Source organism: Billgrantia desiderata (genome assembly GCF_900108215.1).
In the GTDB taxonomy this organism is placed as follows: Bacteria; Pseudomonadota; Gammaproteobacteria; order Pseudomonadales; family Halomonadaceae; genus Halomonas; species Halomonas desiderata.
On sequence record NZ_FNVC01000008.1, the window covers coordinates 22,488 to 36,331 of the forward strand.

Below are 13,844 nucleotides of genomic sequence, written 5' to 3' on the forward strand. Positions count from 1 at the left end.
TTATGCCCGCCGGCTCACAGGGCACGCTCGCTGGCTCACAGGGCCAGCGGGCGATCCAATGCATGCAGCAGCTCGTCGTCACGCTCGTAGATGTCGGGGCGGAACGAGAGCGCGCCGTCGTCGTCCGGGTTGACGGTCCAGTAGTGCAGGATGACCGGCATGCGGTTGGCGAGCGAGACGTTGCGCGTTTCCCCGCTGTCGATGCGCGCCTCGATGTCGTGATCGCTGTCGGTATCGTCGAACAGCAGTTGGGCCAGCTCACGAATGTTCTCGACGCGGATGCAGCCGGAGCTGAAAGCACGCTGCTGGCGCGAGAAGTTGCCCTGGGCCGGCGTGTCGTGCAGATAGACCATATGATCGTTGGGGAAGCGGATGGCGAGCAGTCCCAGGGCATTCTGCGGGCCCGGCGCCTGGCGCAGCACGATGTTGCCGGGGTTGTCCCAGTCGACCCGCCATGGGTCGAGCGGCTCCCCGGATGGGCTGAGCACCTGAATTCGCTCCCGCCATAAATAGCCCAGGTCGCGACGCACTGCCGGAAGCACGTCCTGGCGCAGGATGGTGGGGGGAATCGTCCAGGTGGGATTGACGGTCATGTGGGTGATCTCGGAGCGCAGCGAAGGCGTACGCCGATAGGGCTGCCCCACCACGATACGTGAGCGCCAGACCTCACCGTTGGGCCGGAAATAGCTGAGTTCGTAGCCGGCGATGTCGACCAGCACGTAGGCCTCGGGCAGGCCGTGCAGCAGCCAGCGGGCACGCTCCATGTTGAGGCGGATCTGATCGATGCGCCGCTCGACGGGAACGTTGAGCGCCGCAAGCGTCTGACGTCCGACGATGCCGTCGGGCTCCAGCAGGTGCCGCCGCTGGAAACGGCGCACTGCCGCTTCCAGTTCGCTGTCGAAGCGCCGCGGGTCGGCGGTTTCGCGCCTCTCCCCGGAAGCGACACCGTTGTCTTCATCCCCCTCGCCGGGCGCCCCGTTCTCGAGCACACCGGCCACGGCCAGACGTTCGCGCAGCAGCGCGACGTCGTCATCGTCATCTCCCACACGCAGCGCACTATCGCGCTCCGGCAGCCGCTCCCAGCCGCCCTGCCGTTCGATGTCGCGATAGCGAGCCAGCCCTTCACGCAGCCGTAGATAGGGCGTATAGGGCGGCCGCGCTTCTTCCAGAATGCGTTCGAACTGCTGCTGGTCAATGGCATCCGATATCGCGCCTAGATCCAGGTCGGGCGCTTCCACCGGCACCTCCCAATCCGCGCTCAGCGACTGGGGATCGACCTTGCCCCGCTGCAGATGCTTGAGCGCCGTGAACAACATGCGGCTGGCAAACAGCTCGTAGCGGAGTTGCCGTTCGCTGTCCGCGTCCTCGTCGCGCACGTTGCGGTACTCCGCCTCTATCTCGTCGGGACGGTAATCCTCGGGGGTCAGGCCGTCCTGCTCCAGGGCCCGCAGCGTTGAAACGAGCCCGGCTATCGTTTCCTCATCCTGCCAGGCCGGCCGATGGTCGCGCCGAGCATAAAACGCTTGCAGCAGCTCGCTCTCGTCGGCCAGCGCACGTGACAGACTCGGCCTGTCGCCCGCATCGTCAACGCTCGACTGTCGCGCTCGCTCCTCTGCCAAGGCTCCCGGCATGGAGGCAAGCAGCATTACCAGTACTCCCATCCGTGTAATAAAGCGCATCGATAACCCCTGCTCCGTTGATGGCTGGTCTGGCCTTCCTGGCCCCTCTCTTCATAATAGTGCCTGGCCCGTGGCTGCAAGCCAGTCGAGCCCATCACCTCTCTTTACGTTACCCCGCTAGCGGTGCTGCCGCTGCGCTATTTCAACGCCATAGGCATGCCGATGCGCTTTTTACCGACGCTACGACTTACGCTCTCGACCCTGGCCGCCTCTCTGCTGGTCACCCTGCCCACCGCCCACGCCGGCAACTTCCTGAGCCAGGCGGGGCTTTCGTATTCCACTTACGTTCCGCTCGGCCAGACTCTGACCGAGCTGGCTCCCGGCGCCGACCCGCATGTGCTTCAGCTCGCCGCCCAGGCCCTGGCCTGTGCCCAGCCCGACGCCGAGCGCCTGGCCGTCATCGACTTCTCCCGCCCCTCCGTCGAGCCGCGCCTGTGGGTCTTCGACCTGGCCCAGGAGCGCCTGATGTTCGAGGAGCTGGTCTCTCACGGCCGCGGCTCGGGCGATGCCGAGGCCACGGTGTTCTCCAACACCCCCGAGAGCTATCAGTCGAGCCTCGGCCTGTTTCGCACCATGAACAGCTACTATGGACGCAACGGCTACTCCCTGCGTCTCGAGGGGCTGGAGCCAGGCGTCAACGACCTGGCCTATCAGCGTGCCATCGTGATCCACGGCGCCGATTACGTCAGCGAGGCCTTCATCCGCCAGACCGGCCGGCTGGGGCGCAGCCACGGCTGCCCGGCGGTACGCCAGGAAGTGACCTATCCGCTGATCGACAGTATCAAGGAAGACCACTACCTGTTCGCCTATTACCCCGATCCCGAATGGCTGGAAAACTCCGCCTTCCTCAGCTGCGAGCGTGACGCCACCCAACTGGCCATGTACTGACACGAGCTGAAAACCTGCCGATCTGATCTCGCCCCCTAGCACCAGCAGGGGGCATTTTCGTGCGGCACTGCACCATTCTTGCCACCCTGCGGCGACTCTCCTGCCGCTCTCTTGCCATTCTCTTCCAGGATCGTACGAGCTTCGATCCACCCATCAAACCATAACTCGATGTTTTAACTGAACAACAAAAGAATATGGCAAACGGATTGCTTGATATGAATCAAATTGCCGGGTAGGCGTGGACCAGGCTTCCAGGGGAAGTACGAGTGCGTCAGACCTGACCTTCAACGGAGAAGGGCGAACTCATGTATCGACAATCCGTACGAGGTCATAGCCCATGGAAATTCTCAACAAGGCGAACCGAATTCGTCTCTTGAGCCTGCGCACGCCACAGATGCGTGCCTTCCACTTCTCCTGGTTCGCCTTTCATATCTGCTTCTTCGGCTGGTTCGGCATCGCCCCGCTGATGGCGGTGGTGCGCGAAGACCTGAACCTGACCCAAACCCAGATCGGCAACACCATCATCGCCTCGGTCTTGATCACGGTGATCGTGAGGTTGCTGATCGGCGTGCTGTGCGATCGCATCGGGCCGCGCAAGACCTACACCGGCCTGCTGGTGCTGGGCTCCATTCCGGTGATGAGCATCGGCTTCGCCAACAGCTTCGAGACCTTCCTGCTGGCGCGCCTGGCCATCGGCGCCATCGGCGCCTCGTTCGTCATCACCCAGTACCACACCACCATGATGTTTGCCCCCAACGTGGTGGGCACGGCCAACGCCACCAGCGCCGGCTGGGGTAACCTGGGCGGCGGCACCACGCAGATCGTCATGCCGCTGATCTTCTCCGGGCTGCTGATGCTGGGCGTCAGCGAGACGCTGGGCTGGCGTCTGGCCATGGTGGTGCCGGGTGTGGTGATGTTCGCCACCGGCATCGGCTACTGGCTGTTCACCCAGGACGCTCCCAACGGCAACTTCGATGAGCTGCGCGCACGTGGCGAGCTGCCCCCCGCCAACGGCGAGAACAGTGCCGGCAAGAGCTTCATGTCCGCCGCCAAGGACATCCGCGTGTGGGCGCTGTTCGTGGTCTATGCCATCTGCTTCGGCGTCGAGCTGACCATCAACAACATCGCCGCCATTTACTTCTTCGATCACTTCGACCTGACCCTGGCCACCGCCGGCATGATCGCCGGTCTGTTCGGGCTGATGAACGTCTTCGCCCGCACCCTGGGCGGCGTGTTCTCCGACCTGTTTGCCCGCAACGGTGGCCTCAAGGGGCGCGTGCGCTGGCTGTTCATCGCCCTGATCTGCGAAGGCATTGCCCTGGTGGCCTTCTCGCAGATGCACGTGCTGTCGTACGCCATTGGCATCATGCTGGTGTTCAGCCTGTTCGTGCAGATGGCCGAAGGTGCCACCTACGGCGTGGTGCCCTTCATCAACAAGAAGGCCCTGGGCGCGGTGGCCGGCATCGTCGGTGCCGGTGGCAATGTGGGTGCCGTGGCTGCCGCCTTCCTCTTCCGCAGCGAAGCCATCACCTATCAGCAAGGCCTGTTCTACCTCGGCCTGATCGTGCTGGTGCTGGCCTCCTGCGCTCTGCTGGTGCGCTTCAGCGACGAAACGGAAGCCGAGGAAGCCGAAGCCTATCGCCAGGCCGTGGGCGAGGATACCGGCGCCGGCGCGCTGTCGCTGCGCTGATCGCAAGCACAGCGGCATTCACTGCCGCAATGCTTGCCCAAACTGGCCGCCGCCCTCGGGGCGGCGGCCATTGCGTGAATGAGGTGAGCCATGACACCCGCCGAATGCCTGCTGCTGGCAGCCAAGCGCTGCGAAATCGACGATCTCGAGCACCTTACCGCCGCCTGCGACATCGTCGGCGACGTCAGTCGTTTCATCCATGCGCTGCAAAAGGAGCGTGGCGCCTCCAACGTCTATCTGGCCTCCGGCGGACAGCGCTTTACCGAGCGCCGTCAGGAGCGTATCGACGAGTGCCAGGCCACCGAGCGCGCCCTGCGCACCCGCCTGGAGGCACTGGGCGAGACCGCCGGTCGCCCCGCCGCCACCGCCCGCTTGCTGAAGCGGGTCGCCTTCGTCTGGCACGCCCTGGAAGGCCTGGACGCACTGCGTGACGACATCGCCGCACTCGGCACCAGCCCCGATGCGGCAACGCAATCGTACAATCAGCTCATCAGCGCCCTGCTCTCGGTGGTGTTCGAAGTCGCCGATACCGCCGGCGACCCCGACATCACCCTGGCCTTGGTTGCCATCTTTCACCTGATGCAGGGCAAGGAGCTGGCCGGCCAGGAGCGCGCCTGCGGCGCCGCCGGCTTCACTTCCGGCATCTTCGACGACGCCCATCGCCAGCTGCTGCTGCACCTGATCGACGCCCAGCAGCGCTGCTTCGACACCTGCCTCGAATTCACCAGCGATGCGGTGCGCCAACTGTGGCAGCAGGAGATGCCCGGCCGCACGCTGGCTGGCATTCAGCAGCTGCGCGAAATGGCCTGCGGCGACGTTGCGCTGCCGGAGAACGCCAGCACCCTGGGCGAGACCTGGTACGAATTGACCACTTGGCGGATCGACGCCATGCAGCGGGTCGAAACCTTCATGATCGGCGAATTGACCAGCCTGTGCCTGACGCGGACCCTGGATGCGCGGCGTAGTCTGACACAACGGGAGGAGCTGACCCGACAGCTGAACGATGCCTTGCCGGGCGTGTGTCAGCAGTTGGTGGAGTTGCTCGACGGCAGCGCCAGCCAGGAGCTCGGCGAGGTCACCGCCCGGGTGGTAGGCTCCTCGCTCAATCGCTCACTGGTGGAGCTGATGCGCGCCCAGGCCGGGCGCCTGCAGGCCCTGAGCGACGAATTGGAGGACACACGCCGGGCGCTGCGCGAGCGCAAGCTGATCGAGCGTGCCAAGGGCCTGATCATGTCCCACCAGAAGATGAGCGAGGAGCAGGCCTACGCCTTTCTACGCAAGATGGCCATGGACCAGAGCAAGAGCATGGCCGAGATCGCCCAGACCGTATTGGGGCTGGCCGACATCCTTCAGCCAACGGCCGAAACGGGGATCGAGTCCTGAAGATGGCACAGGCAGCAATGGTGCATCGCACAACCCGAGCGCACCGTCTCGGCGCCTGTGAGCCGGACACACCTCTTGACAGGCATCACAAACGAAACATCAAGCCATTGATTTTAAATGAAATAAATCGATAAAAAGACGCAATGGCACCCAAGCTGCAAAGCCTTACCGTCCGCTGAGTCAACGACGGTTCAGCGCTTCCATGCAGCACCAGGACCAGACAACGGCGTCTGCCCAGGTTCCCGTGACATCGTCATGCGAATCGGGGCAGGCGCCGTCTTTATTTGGCCAGACACTTCTTATTGGGAGCCATATCCATGAACAAGACCAACAAGGGCAATCCCGGACTCGACCGCCGCCGTTTTCTGCAGCAGACCGCCGGCGTCGTGGGCGGTACCGCTCTGCTCAGCAGCCTGCCGCTGAGCTGGGCCGTGGCCAGCGGACGGCCCGAAACCACCTCGGCCAAGCTCGGCTTCATCGCTCTGACCGACGCCGCGCCACTGTTCGTGGCGGTGGAAAAGGGCTTCTTCGCCGCCCACGGCATGACCGATGTGGAGGTACTCAAGCAGTCCTCCTGGGGTACCACCCGCGACAACCTGGTACTCGGTTCGCAGCGCAACGGCATCGACGGTGCCCATATCCTCACGCCGATGCCCTATCTCATTGCCAGCGGCGCCATGACCCCCAACAACGTGCCGGTGCCGATGAGCATCCTGGCGCGGCTCAACCTCAACGGCCAGTGCATCTCGGTGGGCAACGAGCATGCCGAACTCAAGGTGAGACTCGACACCGCCGAGTTCGCCGAGGCCATCGCCGCCAAGCGCAGCGGCGGCGATGCCGTCAATGCCGCCATGACCTTCCCCGGTGGCACCCACGACATGTGGATTCGCTACTGGATGGCCGCCGGCGGCATCGATCCCAACCGCGACATTTCCACTATCGTGGTGCCGCCGGCCCAGATGGTGGCCAACATGCGGGTCGGCAGCATGGAGACCTTCTGCGTCTGCGAGCCGTGGAACCGTCAGCTGATCAACCAGGGCATCGGCTATACCGCCAATACCACCGGTGAGATTTGGAACGACCACCCCGAAAAAGCCTTCGCCTTGAGAAGCGATTACGTCGAGGCCAATCCCAATGCCACCCGGGCGCTGCTAATGGCGATCATGGAAGCGCAGATGTGGTGCGAGGATCCGGCCAACCACGAGGAGATGGCCCAGATCTGCTCCCGTCGGCGCTGGATTCATGCCCCCTATGCCGATCTGATCGACCGCATCCAGGGCAACTTCGACTACGGCACCGGTCTGGTGATCGAAGACCATCCGCAGATGATGCGCTACTGGAAGCACCAGGCCTCCTACCCGTTCAAGAGCCATGACCTGTGGTTCCTCACCGAGAACAAGCGCTGGGGCTACCTGCCGCAGGACTTCGACAGCCAGGCGCTGATCGAACAGGTCAACCGCGAGGACCTGTGGCGCGAAGCGGCCGCCGCTCTCGGCATCGACTCCGCCGACATTCCCGATTCCACCTCACGCGGCGTGGAAACGTTCTTCGATGGCAAGACCTTCGATCCCGAAGATCCCCAGGCCTATCTCGACAGCCTCGAGATCAAGCGCCTCGCCTGATCTCGTACGAGAAGGAGACATCGTCATGAGTAGCACGCAACGCAGCAACGCCCTGGCCAAGACGGCCTCGTTCCGTTGGGCTCCCGATTTCGCCGCCATGCAGCAAGTGCTGGTGCAGCGGGTGCTGCCACCGGTGGTGATCATCGCCCTGCTCGGCATCCTGTGGGAGCTGCTGTGCTCCTCCCCTGGTGCCGTGCTGCCGCCCCCTTCCCAGGTGCTGCGCGATACCTGGGAGCTGATCGTCAATCCGTTCTACAACCATGGCGGCAACGACGTGGGCATGGCCTGGCAGATACTGGCCAGCCTCGAGCGGGTGGCCTATGGCTATTCGCTGGCCGTGGTGGCAGGCATCGCGCTGGGCGTGCTGGTGGGGCAGTCGACCTGGGCCATGCGCGGCCTCGACCCGGTGTTCCAGGTGCTGCGTACCGTGCCGCCGCTGGCCTGGCTGCCGATCTCGCTGGCCGGCTTCCAGGACAGCACTCCCTCGGCGATCTTCGTGATCTTCATCACCGCGATCTGGCCGATCATCATCAACACCTCGGTGGGCATTCGTAACATCCCCGAGGACTACCGCAACGTGGCCCGGGTGCTGCGCCTCAACGGCATGGAGTATTTCACCCGCATCATGCTACCCGCCGCCGCGCCCTACATCTTCTCGGGGCTGCGCATCGGCGTCGGCCTGTCGTGGCTGGCCATCGTCGCCGCCGAGATGCTGATCGGCGGCGTGGGCATCGGCTTCTTCATCTGGGACGCCTGGAACGCCTCGATGATCAGCGACATCATCCTGGCGCTGGTCTACGTCGGCATCGTCGGCTTCGTCCTCGACCGCCTGGTCGCCTTCATCGGCAGCCGGGTGACCCGCGGCACCGCCCAAGGCTGAGGAGCAACAACATGAGCAACCGCTATCTGAGTATCGAGAACGTCGACATGACCTTCACCGCCAAGGGCGTGGAGAGCCAGGTGCTCAAGGGCATCGACCTGACCGTGGACCGCGGCGAGTACATCTCCATCATCGGCCATTCCGGCTGCGGCAAGTCGACCCTGCTCAACATCGTCGCCGGGCTGACCGAGTCCACCTCCGGGGCGGTGATTCTCGACGGCAAGGAGGTCAATTCGCCGGGACCCGACCGCAGCGTGGTGTTCCAGAACCACTCGCTGCTGCCCTGGCTCACCGTCTACGAGAACGTGGCCTTGGCGGTGAACAAGACCTGTGCGCGCACCAAGAGCAAGGCCGAGCGCCACGCGTGGATCGTCAAGAACCTGGAGATGGTGGGCATGGGGCATGCGCTGGACAAGCGCCCGGCGGAGATCTCCGGCGGCATGAAGCAGCGCGTGGGCATCGCCCGAGCACTCGCCATGGAGCCCAAGGTGCTGCTGCTCGATGAGCCCTTCGGCGCACTCGACGCCCTGACTCGCGCTCACCTGCAGGAGGAGGTGATGCGCATCCAGGACGAGCTGGGCAACACCGTGATCATGATCACCCATGACGTAGACGAGGCGGTACTGCTCTCGGATCGCATCGTGATGCTGACCAACGGCCCCTCGGCGCGCATCGGTGAGATACTCGACATCGAGCTACCGCGACCCCGCGACCGTATCGCCCTGGCCGACGACCCGCGCTACAACCACTACCGCCAGGAAGTGCTGCGCTTTCTCTACGAGAAGCAGCGCAAGGTGGAGAGCCTGGCCCAGCGGCGCGGCGCCGGTAACGAGAAGCAGAAAGACGAGAAGGAGAAGACCAAGGAGAAGCGCATGGCCAAGGCGTGAGCCTGGCACTGATCGAGCAGGCAAACGGGCCACCTTTGGGTGGCCCGTTTTGCCTGCAGAAGCGAATCTAGAGCGAATCGTCTTCGGTCGTCACGCTCATGCCCAGCAGCAGGTAAGAGAGTGTCTTGCCGTGGCCGTCCAGGTTGAGGGCGCCATTGACCCCGCCCTGCAGCACGTCGTCGATCACCAGGTTCATGCCGGCCAGGCCCGGCATCAGGTAGCGGCGTACGCGGCTCGCCCCGCGATGGGCGAACAGCGCCAGCACCCGCTCCTCGGTCACCTGTGCCACCAGGGTGTCGTAGTGGCGTGGCTCAAAGGCGAACAGCGCCAAGTTGAGCCGGTCGCCCTTGTCGCCGGCGCGGGCATGGGCCAGGCGATGCAACGGTACGGCGTGTCCCTTGGCTGGACTTGCGGTCGCGTTCGCTTCAGCGTGCGCCATGGGCGACCCTCCTCTCGTTGGCCATACTCGTCTCGAAAAGAGTGGTATCGAACAGGGTGGCAAAGGCGTCCACGTCGCTGCGCTCAACCAGGTAGGAGGCGGTGCATACGCGCCGCTGGAACTGCCGGCGTACCCCGCCGCCGCCGGCCGGGCCGGCGCAGTAGAGCGCCAGCAGCTCCTGGGTCGCGCGCTCCACCCAGCGTCGCTCGGCGTGCTCGGCCGCCAGGCGCAGGCGGTAATCGCCGCCGGTCGCGGCCGGCACCGTGCGCTGCAGGTCGCCGGCATCGCTGTCGAACACGCTGGCATGGCCGACGATATCCAGTCGCGTGCGCAGCTCCGGGGGCGCGCGGAAGGTCAACCGCTCGCGCAGCACCTCGGCGGCCAGCTGCGCCCGGGCCAGAGCATTGGGACCGGCATAGGAGATCTCCGCCTCGCCCTGCCAGCCGCCCTCGTAGCAGACGGTGGTCTTGAGTCGCTGCGGCGCCGGCTTGCCGCGAATGCCGCGCACCGCCACCCGGTCGGGGCCGATCTGCTCTACCCGCACGGCGGAAAGATCCACCACCACATCGGGAGTCAGGTAGTTGGCCGGGTCGTGCACCTCGTAGAGCAGCTGCTCCTTGACCGTACGCTCGGTCACCATGCCGCCAGTATCAGCAGGCTTGGTCACCACCAGGCTGCCGTCTTCCTCCACCTCGATGATCGGATAGCCGACCCGGGCCAGCCCCGGCACCTCCTTGCAGCCGGGGTCGGCGAAATACCCGCCCGTGACCTGAGCGCCGCACTCGCCCAGATGGCCGGCCATCATGCCGGCGGCCAGGCGATCCCAGTCGTTCCAGGCCCAGCCGAAGTGGTGCACCAGCGGCGCCAGGAACAGCGCCGGGTCGGCCACCCGACCGCTGACCACCACCTGGGCGCCTAGCGCCAGCGCCTCGACCAGGGGCTCCGCACCGAGATAGACGTTGGCCGAGATCAGCGCCTCTTCGCCGGGCAGCTCGCGGCTCTCCGCCTCCCAGCGCTCGAGATCGATCTCGCTCAACCGTGCGCGGATGTCGTCGCCGTGTACCCGACCGATCCTCGCCCCGCCCCGCTCGCTGCGGACGGCCAGTTCGGCCACCACGCCGCAGGCACCGTCCGGATTGGCCGCGCCGAAGTTGCCGAGAATGGCGATGCCGTGCTTCAGGCAGTCGTCCAGCACCGGGGTGAGCAGCTCTTCCAACAACGGCTCGTAGCCCGCATTCGGGTCGTCGCGCAGGGCGCGGTGGGCCGCCGCCAGGGTGCGCTCACCGAGGGTCTCGAAGATCAGCGCGGCGGGCTGGCCACGGCGGATCAGCTCTCTCACCACGGGAATGGCGGCATCGGTGCGGTCGCCGGAAAAGCCGGCGCCGCTGCCCAACAGGAAGGTCATGGGTGGGTCTCCTTGGCCGTCATGCCCTGGGTGCCGGGCCTGTTCTCGCCAGCTCCGTTATCGACAGCGGTATCGCTGGACGAAGCGGCCAGACGCTGGCGCCGCCTCGCATAGAGCGCCACCAGCAGCAGCAAGGCGCCAGTAGTGGTCAGCCAGCCGGGAATCAGCGCCAGCCCCACCACCAGCCCGAGCCCCGCGACATCGAGCAGTCGATTGCCGGTGACGGCCACCCGCGACATCAGCGTGGCGAAGGCGAGCACGAACACCACGCCCTGGGAGCTGGCCAGCAGGATGTCGAAGGCGCCGCCGAAGCCGGCCAGGGCGGGATAGATCAGCAGCAGGAACGGAATCACGTAGATCGCCGCCGCCAGGCGCACCGCCTCCCCCGCCGCCGGCAGCCAGTTGGTGCCGGCGATGCCCGCCGCGACGAACACCGCCACGCATACCGGCGGCGTGATCACCGACAGGGTGGCGAAGTAGAACACGAACAGGTGGGCGATCAGCGGTTCGACGCCGATGCTGGTGAGCGCCGGTGCGAGCACCGAGGCCACCAGTACGTAGGCCGCTGTGGTGGGAATGCCCATGCCCAGGATCAGACACACGCCGCCGACGATGAAGGCCACCAGGAACAGCGACTGGCCGCCGACGTTGACGATCAGGCTGGCCAGGGTCACGCCGATGCCGGTCATGCCGATCATCGCCACCAGCATCTGCGCGCCGGCCAGCAGCACGCCGATGATCACCATGCCCTTGCCGGCATCGATCAGCCCCGCGAGCAGCTTGCCGGCGATCTCGCGCAGCGGGGTGCGCGCCAGCAGCGCGAAGGGCACGAAGGTCAGCACCGTCATCAGGATGCCGTAGAAGGCCGCCATCTGGATCGAGCGCCCGGAGAGCACGCCGTAGAAGAGCCCACCCAGAGCCGCCAGGATCGGGATGATCCGCTCTGGGCGCAGCACCTCCGGCCAGCTCGGCAGCTCCTCGTCGGGAACCACCTGCAGGTTGCGCCGCCGCGCCACCAGATGAATGGTCAGGAACACGCCGAGATAGAACAGAATCGCCGGCAGCAGCGCGGCGAGTGCGATGCGCAGGTAACTCTCGCCGAGGATCTCGGCCATGATGAAGGCCGCCGCACCGAGGATCGGCGGGGCGATCTGGCCGCCGGTGGAAGCCACCGCCTCCACCCCCGAGGCGAAGGGCGCCGGGTACTTGAGCCGCTTCATCATCGGGATGGTGAAGTTGCCGGTGGTGGCCACGTTGGCCACGGCACTGCCGCTGACCATGCCGAACAGCCCCGAGGCGACGGTGGCCACCTTGGCGGCACCGCCCGGCGAGCGCCCGCTGATGCGCAGCGCCAGGTCCATGAAGGTCTGGCCGCCGCCGGTGTGCAGCAGCAGGCAGCCGAACAGCACGAAGGCAGCAATGGTGGTGGCGGCCACGCCGACCAGCATGCCCCACACGCCCAGATCGCCGAGATAGAGCGTCTCGGTGATGTAGTAGAGATCGAAGCCGCGGTGTCCCAGCGGCCCGGGAATGGCTGCGCCGAGCCAGGCATAGGCCAGCCCCGCCAGCACCAGCAGCGGGAAGATCACGCCGATGGCACGCCGCGACAGTTCCAGTACCGCCATCAGCAGCATGGCGGTGAACAGCATGTCTCGCGGCGTGGCCCAGGGCAGCTCGACGAGAATGCGCTCGTGGTTCATCACCACGTAGCCGCAGGCCAGCACCGTGCCGACGGCCAGCGTCAGGTCGCAGGCCAGCCCCAGCGGCCGCCAGCGTTTGCCGCCCCCCAGCGGATAGAGCGTCAGCCCCAGCAGGATCACCAGCGCAAGAAAGATACCCCGCTGGATCATGCTCTCGAACGGGCCGGTCGCCGAGGTGTAGAGGATCAGCCCGCCCAGCATGAGGGCCAGCAGCTTGGTCAGGTTCTCGCGCATGGCAATCGTCTCCCCTGGCCGTTACTCGACGGGCCGCAGCGCGTCGGGAATCTCCAGGCCCTGCTCCTCGAAGTAGCGGGCCGCCCCGGCATGCAGCGGCACGGTGCCCACTTCCAGCGTCATCTGCGCCAGGTCGGCGTCGCGTACCGCGGAGAAGGCGTTGGCCTGGGGCTCGGGGTTCTCCATCACCGCCTTGACGATCCGGTAGGCGGTCTCCTCGTCGAGATCCGGATGGGCATGCACGGCCACACCGAAGGCCCAGGTGGTGTAGGCCGGAATGCCCTCGCCGGCGCCTTCCGGCACGTCGACGATGGCCACGTCGGGCATCTCTTCACGCAGCGTGGCGGCCTGCTCGTCGGTGAGCGAGAGCACGCTGATCGGGGTGAATGTGGCGATGTCCATGCTCGAGCCGTCGAGGCGGTTGCCGACCCCGGACTTGGCCGAGCCCATCACCCGGCCATCCTTCATCGCGTCGACGATGTCGGTGGTGGAGCCGCGTACGTAGTTGGGCGAGATGCCGAGGGTACGCATCACTGCCTCGGTGGTCTTCTCGGTGGCCGAACCGGTGATGCCCGGATTGAAACGCACGCCTTCGAGATCCTCCAGGGTGGAAACGCCGGCATCCTGGCGCATCACCACGTTCTGCGGGGCGACGGTATAGACCCACAGCAGACGGCTGTCGACCGGGCGGCCATCGAAATCTTCCTGGCCGGCATAGGCGTGGTAGCCGGTATTGGTGGTGACCAGGCCCATGTCGATCTGATGGCGGCCCAGGCGGCGCAGGTTGTCGACGGTGGCGCCGGTTTCCGCCACCGAGGCGCTCACGCCCTCGACCTGGCTATTGATGATCTGGTTGACGGCGACGAAGTAGCCGTAGTGGCTCGACGAGCTGGAGGTCGAGCCGATCAGCAGGCGCTCGTTGGCTTGCGCCATGCCCGCAGTGAGAAAGGTAGTGCTGACGGCAGCGGCCAGCAGGGTCTTCAGCGTTGGCTTCATGAGTGGCTCCTTGGGCCCGGCTTGCGGGCTTGTTGTTGTCG

11 protein-coding genes are annotated in these 13,844 nt (G+C 65.7%); 6 read left to right on the forward strand and 5 right to left on the reverse strand.

The annotated features are described in order from the left end of the window. Positions 1-35: 35 nt before the first annotated feature. A complete protein-coding gene (locus C4S71_RS09340; protein ID WP_103968966.1) occupies positions 36-1,646 on the reverse strand; it encodes a L,D-transpeptidase family protein in 1,611 nt (536 codons plus the stop codon). A 195-nt stretch (positions 1,647-1,841) separates the two neighbouring features. On the opposite strand from C4S71_RS09340, the gene C4S71_RS09345 reads away from it, so the two are divergent. The 6 genes from C4S71_RS09345 to C4S71_RS09370 all read left to right on the forward strand — a co-directional run bounded on the left by C4S71_RS09345 (position 1,842) and on the right by C4S71_RS09370 (position 9,029). After that, positions 1,842-2,567, forward strand: a complete 726-nt coding sequence (locus C4S71_RS09345; RefSeq protein ID WP_103969041.1) for a murein L,D-transpeptidase catalytic domain family protein — start codon at positions 1,842-1,844, stop codon at positions 2,565-2,567. Between the two features lie 337 nt (positions 2,568-2,904). Next, complete coding sequence (locus C4S71_RS09350) at positions 2,905-4,257, forward strand: NarK family nitrate/nitrite MFS transporter (protein ID WP_103968967.1); 1,353 nt, start codon at positions 2,905-2,907, stop codon at positions 4,255-4,257. 90 nt (positions 4,258-4,347) lie between these two features. Further along, a complete protein-coding gene (locus C4S71_RS09355) occupies positions 4,348-5,640 on the forward strand; it encodes a nitrate regulatory protein (protein ID WP_103968968.1) in 1,293 nt (430 codons plus the stop codon). Positions 5,641-5,957: 317 nt separating this feature from the next. Further along, positions 5,958-7,262, forward strand: coding sequence for a CmpA/NrtA family ABC transporter substrate-binding protein (locus C4S71_RS09360; RefSeq protein ID WP_103968969.1), 1,305 nt, complete (start codon positions 5,958-5,960; stop codon positions 7,260-7,262). Between the two features lie 25 nt (positions 7,263-7,287). Further along, positions 7,288-8,142, forward strand: a complete 855-nt coding sequence (gene ntrB / locus C4S71_RS09365) for a nitrate ABC transporter permease (RefSeq protein WP_103968970.1) — start codon at positions 7,288-7,290, stop codon at positions 8,140-8,142. A gap of 11 nt (positions 8,143-8,153) precedes the next feature. Further along, on the forward strand, positions 8,154-9,029 hold the full coding sequence (locus tag C4S71_RS09370; protein ID WP_086510973.1) for an ABC transporter ATP-binding protein: 876 nt from the start codon (positions 8,154-8,156) through the stop codon (positions 9,027-9,029). Positions 9,030-9,096: 67 nt separating this feature from the next. Here the strand turns inward: C4S71_RS09370 and C4S71_RS09375 are convergent, their stop codons facing one another. From C4S71_RS09375 to C4S71_RS09390, 4 genes are read right to left on the reverse strand one after another with little or no spacing between them, the layout of a single operon-like run. Beyond that, on the reverse strand, positions 9,097-9,468 hold the full coding sequence (locus C4S71_RS09375) for an AtuA-related protein (protein WP_103968971.1): 372 nt from the start codon (positions 9,466-9,468) through the stop codon (positions 9,097-9,099). Further along, positions 9,455-10,873, reverse strand: coding sequence for an acyclic terpene utilization AtuA family protein (locus C4S71_RS09380; protein ID WP_103968972.1), 1,419 nt, complete (start codon positions 10,871-10,873; stop codon positions 9,455-9,457). Before C4S71_RS09380 ends, C4S71_RS09375 begins: the two co-directional genes overlap by 14 nt. After that, positions 10,870-12,807, reverse strand: coding sequence for a TRAP transporter permease (locus C4S71_RS09385; RefSeq protein WP_235014284.1), 1,938 nt, complete (start codon positions 12,805-12,807; stop codon positions 10,870-10,872). Before C4S71_RS09385 ends, C4S71_RS09380 begins: the two co-directional genes overlap by 4 nt. A gap of 21 nt (positions 12,808-12,828) precedes the next feature. Then, positions 12,829-13,803: a TAXI family TRAP transporter solute-binding subunit gene (locus C4S71_RS09390; RefSeq protein WP_234245120.1), complete on the reverse strand. Its 975-nt coding sequence runs from the start codon at positions 13,801-13,803 to the stop codon at positions 12,829-12,831. Positions 13,804-13,844: the final 41 nt, after the last annotated feature.